Origin of the sequence: Methyloligella halotolerans, from assembly GCF_001708935.1 — a bacterium.
GTDB lineage: Bacteria > Pseudomonadota > Alphaproteobacteria > Rhizobiales > Methyloligellaceae > Methyloligella > Methyloligella halotolerans.
On sequence record NZ_MASI01000003.1, the window covers coordinates 334948 to 351687 of the forward strand.

Annotated in this window: 26 protein-coding genes; 21 read left to right on the forward strand and 5 right to left on the reverse strand. The window is 64.8% G+C overall.

Annotated features, from left to right (window positions below; translation table 11 throughout):
* The first annotated feature begins 3 nt into the window (after positions 1 to 3).
* From A7A08_RS08130 to A7A08_RS08170, 10 genes are all read left to right on the forward strand, one after another.
* Positions 4 to 591, forward strand: coding sequence for a hypothetical protein (locus tag A7A08_RS08130; protein WP_069094998.1), 588 nt, complete (start codon positions 4 to 6; stop codon positions 589 to 591).
* Positions 591 to 995, forward strand: a complete 405-nt coding sequence (locus tag A7A08_RS08135) for a DUF6950 family protein (protein ID WP_069094999.1) — start codon at positions 591 to 593, stop codon at positions 993 to 995. Before A7A08_RS08130 ends, A7A08_RS08135 begins: the two co-directional genes overlap by 1 nt.
* A 1-nt stretch (position 996) precedes the next feature.
* Entirely contained in the window at positions 997 to 1314 is a 318-nt protein-coding gene (locus A7A08_RS08140) for a hypothetical protein (protein WP_069095000.1), read from the forward strand.
* The gene (locus A7A08_RS08145) at positions 1299 to 4163 is read left to right on the forward strand and encodes a phage tail protein (RefSeq protein WP_069095001.1); all 2865 of its coding nucleotides are present in this window, start codon (positions 1299 to 1301) and stop codon (positions 4161 to 4163) included. The genes A7A08_RS08140 and A7A08_RS08145 overlap by 16 nt, the downstream gene beginning before the upstream one ends.
* A gap of 14 nt (positions 4164 to 4177) precedes the next feature.
* A complete protein-coding gene (locus A7A08_RS08150; RefSeq protein ID WP_069095002.1) occupies positions 4178 to 5164 on the forward strand; it encodes a hypothetical protein in 987 nt (328 codons plus the stop codon).
* Positions 5161 to 5883 carry a hypothetical protein gene (locus A7A08_RS08155; protein ID WP_069095003.1) on the forward strand — a complete coding sequence of 241 codons (723 nt, stop codon included), beginning with the start codon at positions 5161 to 5163 and terminating at the stop codon, positions 5881 to 5883. The genes A7A08_RS08150 and A7A08_RS08155 overlap by 4 nt, the downstream gene beginning before the upstream one ends.
* On the forward strand, positions 5880 to 6026 hold the full coding sequence (locus tag A7A08_RS16265; RefSeq protein ID WP_169822962.1) for a hypothetical protein: 147 nt from the start codon (positions 5880 to 5882) through the stop codon (positions 6024 to 6026). Before A7A08_RS08155 ends, A7A08_RS16265 begins: the two co-directional genes overlap by 4 nt.
* Before the next feature lie 63 nt (positions 6027 to 6089).
* Complete coding sequence (locus A7A08_RS08160) at positions 6090 to 6488, forward strand: phage tail fiber protein (RefSeq protein WP_069095004.1); 399 nt, start codon at positions 6090 to 6092, stop codon at positions 6486 to 6488.
* 44 nt (positions 6489 to 6532) lie between these two features.
* Positions 6533 to 7279: a phage tail protein gene (locus A7A08_RS08165; RefSeq protein WP_069095005.1), complete on the forward strand. Its 747-nt coding sequence runs from the start codon at positions 6533 to 6535 to the stop codon at positions 7277 to 7279.
* Positions 7276 to 7842 carry a hypothetical protein gene (locus A7A08_RS08170; protein WP_069095006.1) on the forward strand — a complete coding sequence of 189 codons (567 nt, stop codon included), beginning with the start codon at positions 7276 to 7278 and terminating at the stop codon, positions 7840 to 7842. Before A7A08_RS08165 ends, A7A08_RS08170 begins: the two co-directional genes overlap by 4 nt.
* 6 nt (positions 7843 to 7848) lie before the next feature.
* On the opposite strand, the gene A7A08_RS08175 is transcribed toward A7A08_RS08170, so the two are convergent.
* Both A7A08_RS08175 and A7A08_RS08180 read right to left on the reverse strand, forming a co-directional pair.
* A complete protein-coding gene (locus A7A08_RS08175) occupies positions 7849 to 8193 on the reverse strand; it encodes a hypothetical protein (RefSeq protein ID WP_169822963.1) in 345 nt (114 codons plus the stop codon).
* Positions 8181 to 8753 (reverse strand): class I SAM-dependent methyltransferase, encoded by a 573-nt coding sequence (locus A7A08_RS08180; RefSeq protein ID WP_069095008.1) that lies wholly within the window; start codon positions 8751 to 8753, stop codon positions 8181 to 8183. Before A7A08_RS08180 ends, A7A08_RS08175 begins: the two co-directional genes overlap by 13 nt.
* An 87-nt stretch (positions 8754 to 8840) precedes the next feature.
* On the opposite strand from A7A08_RS08180, the gene A7A08_RS08185 reads away from it, so the two are divergent.
* The 9 genes from A7A08_RS08185 (at position 8841) to A7A08_RS08220 (ending at position 11825) form a co-directional block, all read left to right on the forward strand.
* A complete protein-coding gene (locus A7A08_RS08185; protein WP_069095009.1) occupies positions 8841 to 9281 on the forward strand; it encodes a C40 family peptidase in 441 nt (146 codons plus the stop codon).
* A 68-nt stretch (positions 9282 to 9349) separates the two neighbouring features.
* Complete coding sequence (locus A7A08_RS08190) at positions 9350 to 9616, forward strand: hypothetical protein (RefSeq protein ID WP_069095010.1); 267 nt, start codon at positions 9350 to 9352, stop codon at positions 9614 to 9616.
* A 71-nt stretch (positions 9617 to 9687) separates the two neighbouring features.
* Positions 9688 to 10215: a lysozyme gene (locus tag A7A08_RS08195; protein WP_069095011.1), complete on the forward strand. Its 528-nt coding sequence runs from the start codon at positions 9688 to 9690 to the stop codon at positions 10213 to 10215.
* Complete coding sequence (locus A7A08_RS08200; protein WP_069095012.1) at positions 10212 to 10679, forward strand: hypothetical protein; 468 nt, start codon at positions 10212 to 10214, stop codon at positions 10677 to 10679. Before A7A08_RS08195 ends, A7A08_RS08200 begins: the two co-directional genes overlap by 4 nt.
* A gap of 11 nt (positions 10680 to 10690) precedes the next feature.
* Positions 10691 to 10984, forward strand: coding sequence for a hypothetical protein (locus tag A7A08_RS08205; RefSeq protein ID WP_069095013.1), 294 nt, complete (start codon positions 10691 to 10693; stop codon positions 10982 to 10984).
* Positions 10984 to 11172, forward strand: coding sequence for a hypothetical protein (locus A7A08_RS08210; protein WP_069095014.1), 189 nt, complete (start codon positions 10984 to 10986; stop codon positions 11170 to 11172). The genes A7A08_RS08205 and A7A08_RS08210 overlap by 1 nt, the downstream gene beginning before the upstream one ends.
* Entirely contained in the window at positions 11169 to 11336 is a 168-nt protein-coding gene (locus A7A08_RS16270; RefSeq protein ID WP_169822964.1) for a hypothetical protein, read from the forward strand. Before A7A08_RS08210 ends, A7A08_RS16270 begins: the two co-directional genes overlap by 4 nt.
* Complete coding sequence (locus A7A08_RS08215; RefSeq protein ID WP_069095015.1) at positions 11336 to 11551, forward strand: hypothetical protein; 216 nt, start codon at positions 11336 to 11338, stop codon at positions 11549 to 11551. The genes A7A08_RS16270 and A7A08_RS08215 overlap by 1 nt, the downstream gene beginning before the upstream one ends.
* 1 nt (position 11552) lies before the next feature.
* Positions 11553 to 11825, forward strand: coding sequence for a hypothetical protein (locus tag A7A08_RS08220; RefSeq protein ID WP_208430594.1), 273 nt, complete (start codon positions 11553 to 11555; stop codon positions 11823 to 11825).
* Between the two features lie 567 nt (positions 11826 to 12392).
* Here A7A08_RS08220 and A7A08_RS08225 read toward each other — a convergent pair.
* Entirely contained in the window at positions 12393 to 12653 is a 261-nt protein-coding gene (locus tag A7A08_RS08225) for a hypothetical protein (RefSeq protein WP_141693910.1), read from the reverse strand.
* Positions 12654 to 12803: 150 nt separating this feature from the next.
* Here A7A08_RS08225 and A7A08_RS08230 point away from each other — a divergent pair, with 150 nt between their 5' ends.
* Positions 12804 to 13001, forward strand: a complete 198-nt coding sequence (locus A7A08_RS08230) for a hypothetical protein (RefSeq protein ID WP_069095017.1) — start codon at positions 12804 to 12806, stop codon at positions 12999 to 13001.
* Positions 13002 to 13377: 376 nt separating this feature from the next.
* Positions 13378 to 14289, forward strand: a complete 912-nt coding sequence (gene folD / locus A7A08_RS08235) for a bifunctional methylenetetrahydrofolate dehydrogenase/methenyltetrahydrofolate cyclohydrolase FolD (RefSeq protein ID WP_069095018.1) — start codon at positions 13378 to 13380, stop codon at positions 14287 to 14289.
* A 68-nt stretch (positions 14290 to 14357) separates the two neighbouring features.
* Here the strand turns inward: folD and A7A08_RS08240 are convergent, their stop codons facing one another.
* Together A7A08_RS08240 and A7A08_RS08245 are read right to left on the reverse strand one after the other, a co-directional pair.
* Positions 14358 to 15758, reverse strand: coding sequence for an L-serine ammonia-lyase (locus tag A7A08_RS08240; RefSeq protein ID WP_069095019.1), 1401 nt, complete (start codon positions 15756 to 15758; stop codon positions 14358 to 14360).
* 75 nt (positions 15759 to 15833) lie between these two features.
* On the reverse strand, positions 15834 to 16667 hold the full coding sequence (locus A7A08_RS08245) for a DUF1206 domain-containing protein (RefSeq protein ID WP_069095071.1): 834 nt from the start codon (positions 16665 to 16667) through the stop codon (positions 15834 to 15836).
* Positions 16668 to 16740: the final 73 nt, after the last annotated feature.

Consider the following 16740-nt stretch of genomic DNA (forward strand, 5'->3'; position numbering starts at 1 on the left):
TCCATGCTCGACCTTTCGACGGCGCAGCGCGCGGCCCTGGCCAGCGGACAGGTGAAGCGCGCGCTCTTCCTATGGTGCGACGCGCTCGACCCGGACACTGGCGGACCTGCGCCGGCGGGCTTCTGGACGGGCAAGGGTTCGGTGGAGATCGGCGGGCGGACCTATTACGGCTCGGGCGCGCTCATCAAGCCGGAGGCGATCTCGGCCGTCAGCGACATGAGCATCCAGGGGATGAAGGTCACCCTCTCGGGGCTCGACCCGGAGACCAACGCCCTGGTGCGCGGCTCGACGGTGGGGCAGCGGCCGATCGAGCTGCATACGGGCATCTTCGATCCGCGCACTCATGAGCTGATCGGCGATCTCATCCCCCGTTTCGTCGGCATCGTGGACGATGCGGAGATCGTGACGCCGGAAGCGGGCGGCACGGGCGGCAATGCCCTGACCTGCGAAAGCCATGCGCGCGCCCTGACCATCAGCCGGACGGACACAAGGAGCAGCGCGAGCCAGCACCAGCGCGACCCGAACGACGACTTCTACAAGTACACCTCCGCGCAGCGCGGCAAGCCGATCTATTTCGGGCGGAAGAAGTGATGCGAAACCCGCGCCTCGTCATCCATGGGGAATATGAGCGGGCCAAGCTGGAGCCCTTCAACTGGGGACGGCACGACTGCCTGCTCTGGTGCGCCGATTGCGCGAAAGCGTTCACCGGCAAAGATCCCGCCGCGAGGTTGCGCGGCCGCTACAGCACGGCGCTCGGCGCGAAGCGCGTCATGACGACGGAGGGCTGGAGCGACATGGCGGACGTGGCGCGCTCCATGTTTCCGGAGATCCCGGTCGCATCCGCGCGCTCCGGCGATTGGGCGCAGATCATCAATGAAGACGGAACCGATACGCTCGGGGTGGTGATGGCCGGCATGATCGTGGCGCGCACGGAGAAGAACGGGCTGGGGCAGGTGCCGCTGACCCATGCGGCCAAGGCGTTCCGGGTCGGTTAGCATGCGCAGCATTGCCGTTCTCGCGATCGCCGTGCTTCTGGCCAGCACGGCGCCGGCCCATGCCGCCTTCCTGGTCGCGCCGATTATTGCGGCCGTCGGCGCCGTCGGCAGTGCAATCACCGCCGGTGGTATCGTCGGAAGCCTTGCCGGGAGCGCGCTGGCGTACGGCGCCAGCTATATCGCTGGGCAACTGCTGAAGCCCAAGGAGAAGCCACTACCGAAGATTACGGCTCCAACTGCGACAGGTCCACGCGCACAGACACGCCCGGCGGCGTCGAGCTTGACATCCGCGCCGATGCGGACGTGCCTCAAAGCCTGATCGTGGGGCGGGCGGTGACCGCCGGCTCCCGGGTCTACGCCGAGACCTACGGAAAGCGCGGCCCGACCGACAACTCCGACCTGGTCGAGATTATCGCGATTGCCGACCACCCGTGCGAAGGGCTGGTCAAAGTGTTCGTCGAAGAGGCGGCCGCGACCCTGGAGGGCACGGGCGCGACCCAGACGGTCGCGGGATATGACGACAAGCTGTCGATCCGCTTCCTTGCCGGCAACCAGACCCAGGCCGATTCCTACACGGTCGACAAGCTGTTCGGCCATTCGCGCCGGCCCTGGACCGACGACATGGTTGGGCGCGGCATCGCTTATGCCCGCGCGCACTACGTCTACGACGCGGAGAAGATCTACGGGCCGCTCCCTTGGCGCTTCGTGGTGGACGGCGCGAAGCTCTACGATCCGCGCAAGGATTCCACCGTGGCCGGCGGCTCCGGCTCCCATCGCTGGAACGACCTTTCGACCCATGAATGGTCGGCCAACCTGGCGGTGATCGCCTACAACATCCTTCGGGGCATCCGGGTGGCGGATGCGGACGGCATCCCGCGCCACTTCTACGGCATCGAAGGAACGCCGGCATCGGCCCTGCCGCTCGACAACTGGTTCGCCGCCATGAACGAGGCGGATCTGGAGATCGACGGCGAGCCGCAGTTTCACGGCGGTGCGGAGATCGGCGTCAATGTCGAGCCGCACGAGACGCTGCAATCCCTGCTGCGGGCCTGCGGCGGCCGCCTGGTCGAGAATGGCGGCGTCTGGAAGATCTATATGGGGCCGCCCGGCCTGCCCGTGGCGTCCATCACCGATGGGGATCTGCGCGCGGACCAGGAGGATGTCTTCCGGCCCATCCTACCGCTGGAGCAGCGCGTCAACTATCTGACCGCGCAGTTTACCGACAGCCGCACCTGGCTGCCGCGGGTTGCGCCGCCGCGGCGGGACGAAGCGGCCGAGGCGCGGGACGGGCGGCGTATCTCCGCCGATCTCGACGTGCCGTGGGTGCAGAGCGTGTCTCACGTTCAGCGGCTGCAGAAGCAGCTGCTGGCGCGGAGCCGCCAGGAGCGCCGCCACACGATCCCGCTCGGGCCGGAGCATTGGGGGCTGGAGCCCGGCGACGTGATCGCCTGGACGAGCGCGGCGAACGGTTACGACAACAAGCATTTCGAGATCGAGGCGGTCGAGGACGATCATGACTTCAACATCACCGTTTCGGTGATCGAGGTCGATCCGGACGATTACGAGTGGGACGCGGAGACCGATTTCGTCGAGGTCCCGGTCATCGTGCCGACCACCGATTTCCCGGCCGCCCAGGAGGTGCCGGACTTCGCCGTCGAGGGCGCGGTGATCGCGACCGGACCCGGCGGCCGCCGCGCGGCGATCTACGCGACCTGGACGGACCCGGAGAATGCCGACCTCGAAAGCGTGATCATGGAGGTGCGGCCGTTCGACGAGCCGGATAATATCTGGGAGGTGCGCTCGGACGATCCGCCGTCCCAGGGGCGCATGATCACGGCGGGGATCGAGGCGCTGACCACCTATCAGGTGCGCGCCTATTTTTACAGCCGGAATGGCTATGCGGTGGAGAAGACGGGGTGGATCTCCGTTCTTACGCCAGAGGCCGGGATCGATATTGTTGATCTGAGCGACACGCTCCAGGCGCGCAACAAGCAGCTCGATATCGCCTCCGGCGCCTCGCTGGCGCGTGGCCTGCTGGCGGCCGAAGGGCGCCTTGATCAGCTTAGCATCACGCTTTTGGAGATGCTCGGCACCTTGGACGCCCAAGACCAAGCCTATCAGCAGGTGACCGGAGCCGTCATCGACTCCAACCTGATCGAGGTAAAGGCCGAAGCGATCTCTCGGGCGAAGGCGCTGCAATTGCTGGTCGCGGAGGTCGATGACGACGTGAACGCGCTGGCTCAGGCGTTCACGGCGGTGTTTGCCCAGAGCGAGCATGGCGACGCGGCCGCGCTGTTCCGCTTGATCGCCCAGGCGACGCCATCCGAGGTGCTGGCGCGCATCGCCCTGGAGGTGAAGTCGGAATCCTCGGAGTTCGGCGCGAACTCGGCGGGGCTCTATCTCGACGTCTACGAAGAGATCGGCACGGTCGCGCAGATCATCGCCGAGCGCTTCCTGGTCTCCCAGCCCGATGCGGAAGGCGGCGACCCGAAACCCGCCTTTGGCGTCTCGAATGTGAACGGCACGCCGACCATCACCCTGCTGGCCGAACTCGTCGCCGACAACTTGATCAAGGCCCGGATGATCGAGGCCTACGCGATCACCTCGGACAAGATCAACGCCCAGGCGGTGACGGCAGACAAAGTCGCCGCCGGCGCGATCACCGCCGGGAAACTCGCGGCTCGCGCAGTGAGTGCCGACAAGATCGCGGCGCGGACGATCACGGTCGACGAGATCAAGGTCGGCACGCTTCCGGATCCGGGCTCCTCCTCCGGAAGCTTCGAAGCCAGAAGCTCGACTTACGAAACCGTTGCATCAGTCACAGTCGACATCGACAGCAGCGTTCGGGGGCTACTGCTGACCGCACAGACGGTTGGGACTGTGTACTGGAACAATCCGGGCAGCGATCCGGTAGGGCGCGGCCGCGCCCGCGCCAGGCTGGTTGTCGGCGGTACGGGCGAGGTCTTCGAGCTGCTGACGGACGGTCAGAGCGACGGATCGTTCGTCACCCTGCCTCTTCTCAGAATGCTGACAGGTGGGCAAATCCCGACAGCTGGCAGTCGCACGGTGACCCTTCAGGTCTCATGCCCTCCGTCGGGCGGCGCCCCGAACGGAACGTGGCGCTACCAAGGCTCGGGCTATCTCGGCGTGCTGGTCAACAGGGCTTAGGGGACGCGTAGCGCATGAGCATTCCAACCCGTTTCGACGATGGCACGATCTCGATCGAAACCGACAGCGCGACGGTGGTCGGCATCGGCACGGCCTTTTCGACCGTCGCCCGCAAGAATTCGATGCTGGTCGTGCCGCGCGCCGGCGGCGGATGGGTGCTGGTCGGCTTCGTGGCGTCTGACCCGGAGTCCGCCGACGAAGAGGATCACCCGCAGGATCTGGAAATCGAGCTTGCGGCGCCCTGGACCGGCGACCCGCTGGAGGATGAAAACTATCAGCTTATTGCTTGGCGCGCCGGCGCAGACCTTGCGGAGCAGTTTCTCCTGCTTTGGGGGCGCATCTCGGGTAAGGGGCTCTTCTTCGTCACGGACGGCATTCCGACTGCCGATATCGGTCGCGACAACGACGTCGCCTTCGTGCCCTATACCCAGCAGCTCTACGCCAAGGTTGCCGGTATCTGGCAGCTCATCAACCGCCCGATTGCGCCCAACCAGACCGTGGAGACGGCGGCCGGGCTCGATGACTACGCCGACGAAGATACGGGCTTCACCGTCTTCGTTGAGGACGAGCAGGCCTCCTACATGCTTGCGACGTCCGGAGAGTGGATCGGGCCGATCTACATCAGGGGCCAAGCAGCGGCGCTAGCCGAAATCCTCGCAGCGGCAATTCCGAACGAGGGCACCGATGCGGAAACCTTGGCGCTCGGCCTGGCCGATGGGGACGCCTTGTTCCACACATTCGAGATCGCAGACGACCGGACGCTCGGCTTTCCCACGAACGTGCCGAATGCGGGCGTGAGCTTTTATGTCGAGATCAAGCAGGATGCGAACGGCGGCCACGCGCTGGCATATGCCGAGGGGTATGAGGGGACGGATGGGCGCCTACCGCTAATCGCGGACGAGCCCGCCGCCGAGACCCTGCTGGCGATCTTTGTGCGGTCGATCGACCCGCCGCGCGCCTTCGTGTTCAGAACCGGGAGAAACTTCGGGGCAGGCTCATGATTCCCGGCCTGCCTGGACTGGCCGCATTCGGCGATCTTGTCCAGCCGCTGGCGCGCGCTGCGCTGCAGGCCGAGGCGGATGCGGATGGCCGCCGCATTGCCCGCACGCCTGGCGCGGCCGGAATCGAGGTGTCAACGGGGCGCGGCGGTTTCGACTCCGGCTTCGACCTTGGCTTTCAGGTGGCCGATACGAGCCCATCGCGGCGCATCGCCCGCACGCCCGGCACGGCCGATGTCAGCATCGGGGCCCGCGCCGGGGCCCGCGCTATTCAGGCCGGGTTCGGCAGCGCGGCGATCGCGATCGACGCCGCCGGTGCGGCCAAGCGTATCCGGTACGGAAGCGGCGCGGCAGCGCTAAGCCTGGATGTCGCCGGCGAGGCGCGGCGCATCGCCCGCACACCGGGGCAGGTGGCCGATGGAAGCCTGGACGCCGGAGGCGAAGGCCGGAGGATCGGGCGCAGTCCCGCTTCTGTCGATCTGGCCGCAGATACGAGCGCTACCGGACAGCGCACGGCGCGGTCACCCGGTGCGGCGCAGGTCTCGTTGACCGCCGAAGCGCAAGCGCACCGCATTCGCACCTCGACGGCTTCAGCCACCGTTTTGCTGACCGCCGAGGGCATCGCCAAGGTCATTGCCCGTGCGGCGGGCGAAGCGGCTATTGCATTCGCCGCCACGGCCGGCGCCCGCGCATCAAGCGGACGGCGGGAACGGCAGCCATGACGCTGGGGGCGACCGGCGTCTCGCGGCGCGTCGCGCGCGTCGACGGTGCCGCCGCCATCGCCATTACCGCCACCGGCATCGCCGGCAAGGTGGTCGGCGGGTCCGGGTTCAGCTCCGGGTTCGACCCGCTCGCCTTCAAGTAACGCCATCAACACGACTGCACCGGCCGTCCCTCGAGGCGGCTTTTTTTATGGAAGGAACGATCGATGTCCAAGATGTCCGATTATCTCGAAGCGAAGGTGCTCGACCACGTGCTGGGCGTCGCCGCCTACACCATGCCGGGCCAGGTTTATCTGGGTCTCTTCACCTCCGATCCCGCCGACGACGACTCGGGCGACGAGGTGGCGGCCGGCAACGGCTATGCCCGGCAGGCGATCGACTTCAATGCCGCCTCCGGAGACGACCCGACCTTCTCGACCAATGACGGTCAGCTCCTCTTCACCGCCGCCGGCGCAGACTGGGGCACGATCAGCCATTTCGGCCTTTTCGACGCGTCGAGCGCAGGAAATCTGCTGATCCACGGCGCCTTCGACGAGCCCAAGCTCATCGAGGACGGGGACAGCTTCGACGTCGGCGACGAGACCATCACGGTCACGGCCGCCTAAGCCTTCCCAACGCCCCAGACCAGACATCACACCAGGAGCGAGCGATGACCGTTAAGAGCCGCGCCGATCTGAACTCGGACGCGAATACGCTGCTGCCCGACAATACGACCGGCGATATCAGTCCAGCCGACATCCGAGGGCGGATCGAGGATCTGGCCGACAGCAGCTTCAATCCATCCGACGATGACGCCTCGGATATCGCGCTGGCGGAAGAGGTGCTGGGGCAGGATAACGCCCAGGCGGCGATTGAGGCGCTGGCGGCTCGCTTCATCGGTGCCCTCCTGCCGTTCACAGGCGATGAGGAACCCGAGTGGGGGGTCTTCCCCGATGGCGCCGAGTATGATCGCGAGGATTACCCATCCTGGTGGGAATGGATTCAGACGAGCGGCAATTTGGCCGCCAGTCAGGGGACGAAGACAGCTGGCGAGTACGGCCCGGGCGATGGGTCGACCACCTTCACCGTTCCCGATCTTGCATCATCGAAGCGCTTTGTCCGCATGGCGGATGGCAGCACTCTTTTGTGTGGCGCGATCCAAGCGGACGGGGCGCCGGATATCACGGGACAATTGCAGGAAGGTTCGGACCGTGTCGCCATTAATGGCGGAACCGGCGCGTTCTCAAAAGCGGGGCCTTCTAGTCATGCTGGCGACATCGGCGCTAGCGGCAGTCGCCAGGAAAACACCAACTTCGCGGCGTCGGCATCGAACGCTAAATACGGCGCCGCCTCGGAGATCCGGCCAATCTCGGTCGCTTACCCGTATGTCATCGTTCACGGAGGGCTCGGCGCATGACCCGATACTATCGCTTCAACCCGGAAAGCTATGAATACACCGACGAATACGTCGAATCGGACAAGATCTTTCCGGCCGACCATGCATCGCTCACACCGGTGGAGCCTCCCGAGTCCGAGGACGGCTTTGCGAGACGGTGGAATGGTGATCAGTGGGAGGTCGTCGAAGATCATCGCGGGAAGACTGTTTACCTTGTCGCGGCACGCCGTAGCGATGCTGGGGACTTGATCGGCAGCCTTGGCCAGGCCATCGAAATCACGGTGCTAGGCTCGTTGCCAGACGATGTGACGGAGTTGAAGCCAGGGCCGTATGACCTCTGGGACGCTACCAACTGTGAGTGGGTACCTGATCGACTCGCGATGATAGAAGCTGTGAAGGGGGAAGCGCAGCGGCGCATTTCCGCAGTGATGCCGCGCTGGATGATCGACAGGGAGATATCTGGAGGAACTGCAGTTCCCAGAGAGGCAAAGGATGCAGCGGCGGTCATTCGTGAAAGATCGAATGAATTGGAAGCGATGTCGCCCATTCCTCCCGACTTCACCGCCGATATCTACTGGTGCTGATCGCGCTCACCGGTTGCCGTCAGGAGTAGTCCATGCCGTGGTGCCAACCGTGCGCTTGCCGCGCGGCGGATGATAGGGAAAGTCAGGTTCGTATTTTGCCGGGTCTATGTCCCCGTCCGAGGCTCTCGGCGCGACGATGTGGCTTCGCTCTTCCGATAGGTCACGGCTCAGGAGGAACTCCAAGTCACAGAAATCCACATCGTGAATGCGTTCGACCATGTAGGGCCGGTCGCTGACTTCTTCGGGCTTTACTGCCTTGGCTAGAAGGGTCACACGGTGAGGCGAGGTCAGTTTCCGAGTAGCGATGACCTCAAAGCTGAAGAGCCTCATATAGCCCATCAGAGCGGCCAAGGTAGGCACCGAATAGGTCTTGGCGTTGGGGACCATTTCGGTTTCGGAATTGAGAAAGATAGCGGCGCGCTCCTCATCGGGATAATAGGGCGTTTCCATAAAGAATAGCCTCCGGCCTTGAGCAGCTTACGGCATTCGGTGAATGCGCTTGCCGGGTTGATCATGTGGTAGATCACGCCGGCGCACAGGATGAGGTCGAACTGGCCCCGGCCAAAGTGCGCAACCATATCCTTGAGTTGCAGGTCGGGGTGGTAGTCAATCCCGTCGAGCCCGAGAGCGTCCCGCACCACGGCGAATTTCTCGCGCCCGAAAGAATTGGTTGAATGGACCTGCGATGCGCCGAGCGCCCGCATTCCAAAGCTGGCCAAGCCATCGGAGCACCCGACGTCGAGAACCGTCATCCCGGAAAGATCGATCTCTTTGATCAAGTCCATGAAGCCGTAAAGAGTCGCGTTTTGGGGTTCACCTGGTTTGAACCTACCGCTCGTGGCGAAGTCCCCCATGTCGATCGAGTGAAACCACCGTTCGTTCGAGAGCCGTCGCTCCAGGTCCGTGCTCATTGATCCTCGCAACTTCCCGCTTCTGACGCGGCGCAACCTTAGTTAGCAGGCGGCTCAGGGGCAACTTGGAAAACCGGAGTTTTGACCATGCGAGCATTTCTCGCCGCGCTGGTGCTTTGCCTGGCGCCGGCCGCCTGCACGCCGGCGTACGCGGCCTTCCCGTTCGCCCTGTTCGGCGGGATGGGCCATGGGGCCGGGGGCATGCCCTGGCTGCAGGCCGCCATGGCCGATATCGGCACCAACCCAACCGGCTGGAGCCGCCAATGGTGCGGCCGCTACATGCGCACGGTGATGCCCAACCCGATCGCCTCGGACCGGGCGATCGACTGGCGGCACTACGGCAAGGCGTTGCCGGGCCCGAAGGTGGGGGCCGTGGCGGTCATGCCCCATCACGTGGGCATCGTGACGGCGTTCGACGCCTCCAGCGTGACCCTGGTCTCCGGCAATCACTCGGGCCGGCCGGGCGCGCGGACGGTGGGGGTGGGGCGCTATCCGCGCTCGCGCATCGTCGCCTATCGCTGGCCCTGACGCGCTTGCCCGCATCCGGGGGCGGGGGCCCCTTCGACTGCCAAACCTAGGAAAAGGGGAAGCCGCTTATGTGGCACATCATCCAGCATCTGATGGAGGAAAGCGTGCAGCACATCATCGCCAAAACGTCGAGCGCACAGGTGGCGACGGCGGCGATCACGGCCGGCGCGACCGGCGGCGCCCTGGCCTCTGTGACGCCCGAGATCGTCCTGCCCTGGCTGCAGCTGATCGCCGTGGCCTTCGCAATCCTCTCCGGTATGCTCGGCTCCGCCGTGGCTGCCCTCAAGCTTTATGAGCTTCGCCGCCGGATGCGCGGCGAAAGCGTGGCCAAGTAGCGCCTCCGCAGCCGGCTGTGCGGCGCCGCCTGTCCTGCCCGCACGATCACCCACCAAAATCGGAGATTGAGATGAGCCAACGAGCTGTGGCCGCGCTGGCGGCTGCCGTCAGCATGGGGCTGGTCGTGTTTACCGGCACGTATCTGACTGAGCCGTGGGAGGGTAAACGCAACCTCGCCTATTACGACTATCTCGGTCGAACCTGGACCTATGGGTTCGGGGAGACGAGGGGCGTAAAGAAGGGCGATTACTGCTCGGATGCCGAGTGCAGCCGCATGCTCTACGAGCGCCTGGAGAAGGACTATCACCAGCCGCTCCAGCGCTGCGTCGACAACTTCGACACCCTGCCGATCGGCCTTCAGGCCTCCATGTTGGATGCCGCCTACAATGTCGGCGTCGGCGCCATCTGCAAATCGACAGCCGCGCGCCGTGCCCGGGCGAAGGATTATCGCGGCGCCTGCAATGCGCTGACCTGGTTCAACAAGGCAGGCGGCCGGGTGGTGCGGGGCCTGAAGCTACGCCGCGAGTACGGCGACACGTATCGCATCGGCGAGCTGGAGATCTGCCTCACCAGCGTCGAGCAGGAAAGCAAGCGATGATCGGCAATCTCATCGGCAATCTCTTCGCCTCCCTCTTCTCCGGCATCTGGACGCTGCTCATGCTGGCGCTGATCGGCGGGTTCGCCGGCGGCGTGATCTATTTCGCCGGCCGGCTCGCCGGCGGGATCAAGGGCGCGGCTGTAGGCGCCTGCGTCGGCACCGTGCTGACGGTGGGCGTCTATTACTCCGGCGTCGTCGACCAGTTCTCATCGGCCCGCGACAAGGCTGAGATCGCCCGGCTGGAAGCCGCCAACCGGAAGCTCACCCACGATCTGGCGGCCCTGAACGACGTGCGCGATTTCGAGCAGCGCCAGGCGGCGAAGCGCGAAGCCCAGCTCGAGGAAGCGAAGGAATCGGCGGCGCATCTGCAAGAGGTGATCGACCGCCACGAGGGGCGGGACGAGGAGGCCTGCCCCATCGCCGTCTTCGAGGACGAGCTCGAAGCCATCCGGAACCTCAAATAGGAGACGAAGCCATGAAGGCTTTCAGGTTCGCGCTGGCGCTGGCCGGCGCGCTGGCCCTCGCTGTGTCTTTGGCGGGCTGCCAGAAGCAGGGCGCCCCGGACGTCTCGGTGCAGCTGCCCAAGGCGCCGGACTATTACGCCGCCTGTTTCGAGAAGCTGACCGACATCCCGCGCGACCGGCTCACCCGGCCCATGGCGGTGCGGCTGATCGGGCAGATCCGGCAATCGGAGCTGCGCAAGACCCGCTGCGGCAAGGATCTGCTCGACTGGTACGCCCGCGTCCGCCTGGCCTATGGGCGGTCCTGATGCTGACGGCGATCCCCATGGTGGTGCTGCTGGGCTGCAGCGCGCTGGCGGCCCAAAGCCCGGGCCCTTGCGCGTTCGCCGATCTTGAGCCCTGTCTCCGCCGCGCGGAGCAGCTGCAGCGCTTTTTCAAGCTGCCGGAGCCCATGACCTGCCAGATCCAGGTGGCAAGCGGAGGGCTGCCGGCATGATGAGCGTCTACGTGATCGCCGGCTGCCTCGCCTGGGGCGGGCCGAACGAATGCATCCGGCCGGATCTGCGGGCCTGCGAGACGCGGGCCGAAGAGGTGCGCCGGGAGCGGAAGCTGCCGGCGGCGCCGGTATGCGAGCTGAAGTGGCTGGGAGTGCGGTTCTGATGCGCGCCGAAACCGAGCTTCCGGAACTCGTTCAAGTGGCAATCGAAGGTGCCGCCTATAGCGGCGGTGGTCCCCGCGTTGATGCGCCCGCTACGGCGTCGCCTCGTCAGGCCGCGAGTGTGCGGAATCAGATGCGCCGCATCCTAGAAGATCTTCCGGCCGATGTGACGGTCGGAGAACTACTCGAAGCCTTGGAAGACTGGAAAGGAGAATGAGATGCCTGAAGTTGGTGAGAAGGTGATGCGCGCCAAGCTTGTCGTGAAATCCGTCGAACGGGTCGAGAGCGGCGAGAACATCAAAATGAGTGCCGTCTCGCGTGATGGTTCATATCCCGAAGATGGCTCGGATGAGGACAACACGTTTGCCAAGTTCTCGCCGTCCGCAACGTTCGAGCTCTTCTGCGCGAACGAGGCGCTGTTCGGAAAACTGAACCCCGGTGATCGGTACTATGTCGATTTCACGCGCGCACCGGATCGCCCGGGACGCTGATCGCGAGATAGCGCGGTTTCCCTAATCCCGCGCTTGCTGAAGCGCCTTCCTGCATGGGCGCTTCTCTCCACCGCAGCGGTGCTAGTCCCGCCGCTGCGACCCGGCCCGGTCTCTCTCTTCGGAGGGGGGCCGGGCTTTTTTGCGCTTTAAAGCTTCGAGAGCGGCTTGACGGCGCGACGAAGCCGAGGGACGTTGACCATGGTTACCTGTCCTGCGGCGCGCCGGCCGCAGGACATCCTGCGCCCAGCCTCTTCTCAGAGCGCTGGGCATTTTTTCGCACTGGTGTTTGAAAAGTGAAAGAGCCCCGGAAGGGCGTCACCAGGGCTCTTTCTAAGAGTCAGCACGCTTGAGTAAGGAAGAGCGCGCTGGGCATAAAGAAACATCGACCCGTAAAGTTAGGGTTACCGGCTTTCTGGCCAAGAGAAGGAGGCCTGGGAACTCGAAGCCCCATCGCGCGTTGTCTCGATCGGCATCGATCCACGGCGATCCTGCTAGCGATCGGTTCTCCTACCGTGTTCCCTGACCTAACCCGGCTTCCGACGGAGGCCGGGGTTTTTTTGGTCGGCATTATTTCGGCATCCGAACCGGAATTCTCACGCGCCGTCCTGAAACGATATCGGCCGGATCGATGACGTCGTTCGTCACCATGGCGATCATCACTTCGCTTTCGCGGTCGTTGAGACGCTTCTGCAGTTTCTCCCGTGCCATGTCCTGCGCTTCCTGCAGTGTGTCGCCTTCGCCATCGCAGCAGCCTATGGCGCAAGGGCTTACGCGGTAGCGGCCGCCCGGAGTGTAAATCACCTCGCATGCCCAATAGAACGTGATCATGAAATGCACCTTGAGATCGCGCGAACAAACAGTAGCTCCTCGGCCACAGGAAATGCCAATTAAACACTATTTCCGCCAGGGCCGCTAAGCCGAGTACTCCGCAAAGCCAACCATTGACGTCGTTCCTGTTTCGTTCTCATTCTCGTGCCCATGAGTCAGGAGCAAGAGTTCACGTTCAAGATCGAAGTCCTTGAGGATGCGGGGTGGTCGGTTGAGCATGTCATGGCGGGCGCCGATCAGCTTCTTGTGGCCTATGCGGCTTTCCATGAAACGGTGAAGCAGCGGCCTGGGCGGCGCGTGGTTCTCTGTCAGCGGGCGCGGATCATCGCGAAGAGCTGGGAGGACTGAGCCGCGCTGTTACGCAGGCGCGTTTTGGGACACTCCTAATCAAGAAGCCCCGCGAGACAAAGGGTGCGCGTTCTATCCCAAATGCGCCTATCTTGTTGATGTCCCTCACTCGGGGCACTTCCCTACGGGGCGCCATTTTCCTCTACCCACCAGATCGTCCGACAATTCGGTGATATCCCGAACGGGGTAGAGCGGCTGCGTAGGCGCGCCGGACTGCGACGGCAGGCGGCCATCCCCTTCAAATCCAATGATTTCTTCAGTCGCGACCTCGCCGAGGTCTGTGGCGAAATGGCCGACCGTGTGGCTTGCCCTTCGAATCTGCGTCTGAGACGATCCTTCCCGGAAGGGCACCCTCAGACTCGAAGGATTTGTTTGAATGACGGTGCAACACACGGCGGAGATCATCGATGGGAATGCGATCGCCGCAAAGATCCGCGGCGGGTTGAAGGCGCGGGTCGACAAGCTCGTGGCAGCGGCCGGCTGGCGCCCGACACTCGCGGTGATCCGCGTCGGCGAGGATCCCGCCTCGATCGTCTATGTAGGCCGCAAGGTGCGCGCCTGCGAGGAGGCGGGGATCGATTCCCGGCAATACGTCTTTCCCGCTGACGTCAGCCAGGAGGAGGTGATTGCCACGGTGCGGGAGCTTTCCGCCGCGCCGGATGTGCATGGCATTCTGGTGCAGCTTCCTCTGCCGAAGCACATCGCGTTGGCACCGGTGCTCGGGGCCATCAGCGTGGAGAAGGATGTCGACGGCTTCCATCTCTACAATGTCGGCGGGCTGGTGATCGGCGACACGGTGTTTCCGCCCTGCACACCCCATGGGGTGATGCTGCTGCTCGATGCGGCCGGCGTCGAGATCTCCGGCAAGAACGCGGTGGTGGTCGGCGCCAGCAACATTGTCGGCAAGCCCATGGCGCTGATGCTCATGCAGCGTGAGGCGACGGTCTCGATCTGCCACATCAAGACCCGCGATCTCGCTCAATACACGATCCTCGCCGACATCCTCATCCTGGCGGCCGGCTCGCCGAAGCTCGTGGTCGGGCCCATGGTGAAGCGCGGAGCGGTGGTGGTCGATGTGGGCATCAATCGCATGCCCGACGGCAAGCTGGTGGGCGATTGCGATTTCGAGACGGTGAAGGAGCGGGCCTCGCTGCTGACACCTGTGCCAGGCGGCGTCGGCCCCATGACCGTCACCATGCTGCTCGCCAACACGGTGAAATCGGCCGAGCGCCATTTCCAGCGCGAGAAGGGCCAGGCGGAGAGGATCGGGGAGCCCGAGCCGGTTTAGGGGCATGCCTTCGGGAGATGGCGATCACCGCCGTCTCCTGCCGGCGCGGTAGCCCGCCAGTCGACCCTTCAACAGTCGGGAAGGTTCACGGCGAGCCCGCCCCGGCTCGTCTCCTTCAAGGTCGTGCTCATGGCCTCCCCGGTCTGGCGCATGGCGGCAATGCAATTGTCCAGGGGCATGAAATGGGTGCCGTTGCCGCGCAGCGCCATGGAGGCGGCGGTGACGGCCTTCACCGCGCCGAGGCCGTTCCGCTCGATGCAGGGGATCTGAACCAGCCCGCCGACGGGATCGCAGGTCATGCCGAGGTGATGCTCCAGGGCAATCTCGGCCGCGTTCTCGACCTGAGCCGGCGTACCACCCAGCACCTCGCAGAGCCCGGCCGCGGCCATGGCGGCGGCGGAGCCGACTTCGCCCTGACAGCCGGCTTCGGCGCCGGAGATCGATGCGTTGTGCTTGATGATGCCGCCGATGGCGGCGGCGGTGAGGAGGAAGTCCTCAACCTTCGCCGGGTCCGCTCCAATGCAGTGGTCGATATAGTAGCGGATGACCGAGGGCACCACGCCGGCTGCCCCATTGGTGGGGGCGGTGACGATGCGGCCGCCCGCGGCGTTCTCCTCGTTCACGGCCATGGCGTAGAGATAGAGGCGGTCGATGGCGGTGTAGGGCTGGCGGCTGTTGGACTCCTTCTCTTCCTGCATCTGCCTGAGCATCTCAGGCGCCCGGCGGGGGACGTTGAGTCCCCCGGGCAGAACGCCGCCTGATGTCAGCCCGCGGTCGATGCAGTCGGACATGGCTTTCCAGATCCTCGCGGCGCCCTCGTTTAGCTCCGGCTCGGAACGCCGGGCGATCTCGTTACGGCGCTTCATCTCGCTGATGGAGAGACCGCTGTCCCGCGCCATGTCGAGCATGGCTCGGGCTGATGCGAATGGATAGATGCAAGGGGTTTCGTCGGGGTCGGGGGGTGTGGGGTTCGCAAGCTCGTCGGCGGTGACCACGAACCCGCCGCCAATGGAATAGTAGATCTCTTCGGCGACGTTTCCCCCGTTGCCGTCGAAGGCGGTGAAGAGCATCCCGTTCGGATGGCCGGGCAGGGGATCTCCGTAATCGAAGATCAAGTCGCTGCGGGGATCGAAGGCGATCTCCGGCAGGCCGGCGGGGTGAAGACGTTTCTCAAGACCGAGCCGCTCCATCGCCTTTTCGGCCTCGCCGATGTCGAGAGTCTCGGGCTCGTAGCCGAGAAGTCCCAGCATCACGGCGCGGTCGGTGCCGTGACCGCTGCCAGTGAAGGCCAAGGATCCGTAGAGCCGGACCTGCACATGGGCAATGGGGGCAGCGGGGGCAACGGGGTCCGGAACCGGACGATTGCGGAGGGTGTCGAGGAAGCGCGACGCGGCGATCATCGGCCCCATGGTGTGGGAGGAGGAGGGGCCGATGCCGATCTTGAAGATGTCGAAGATGCTTAGAAACATACGCCTCGCATCTGGGTCAGGATCCGGCGATGGTGGTTCACGGTGCCGGATATTGCCATGCGACCTATGGCTCCGTCAGGAGAAAGACATATCCTTCCCGGGCGTGTCCGGCATACGGATCTTGCCATAAATTCCCCGGGACAGATTGAACGCCCCGAAAGCAGCCAGGCCCAGGGCGGTGAGGCCCAGAAGGATCCAGCCATAGGGTTGTTCCTGCAGGCTGCGCAGGGCGCCGCCCAATCCTTCCGCATTCGACGGGTCGGACTGATAGCCGGCGACGATCAGGAAGATGCCGATCATCACGAAGACGATGCCGCGCGCGGCGTAGCCGACGGTACCGAGGGTGCCCAGCCACTCGCTGGGCTCGCCCCGAAGGCCTTCGCTGAAATCCTCCGTGAAGGCTTTCCACGCAAACCGCAGTCCGACGCCGGCAATGATAAGTCCGCCGGCCGCGACCAGCCATGCGCCGAAGGGCTGGCTCAGCAGCCATGCCGTCCAGCCCTTGGCGCCGGAATCGCCGCTGCCACTGCTCGCGAAGCCCAGGGCGAGCTTACCGGCCCACCAGGCGAGGCCGAAATACACGATGCCGCTCACCACGCAGATCGCGCGCTTGGTGACGGCCTTCGAACCCGAGATGTCGCCGCAATCGGCGTCGGTCGTCGCCTGGAGAATGCGCCAGATGGCGAAGAATAAGAGGCCGAGGGCGATGAGTCCCAGCAGGATCCATCCCATGGGCTGGGACAGGAAGGACTGCATCGCGCCCTTGCTGCCGGTGACGTCGCCGCCGCTGCCGATGGCGGCGAGCGCCGCCAAGCCGCCCACCATCATGTAGACGAGGCCGCGGGCGCTGTAGCCCACCCGCGCCATGGTCTCGAGAAGGTTGCTTGGTTTCGCGTCGGTGACGTCCATGAAGTTGTTGCCTCCCTCGGGTCGCTCATCAATGGCGACCTTCAGCGGAGACAACCGCCGCGTCGGCACGGGG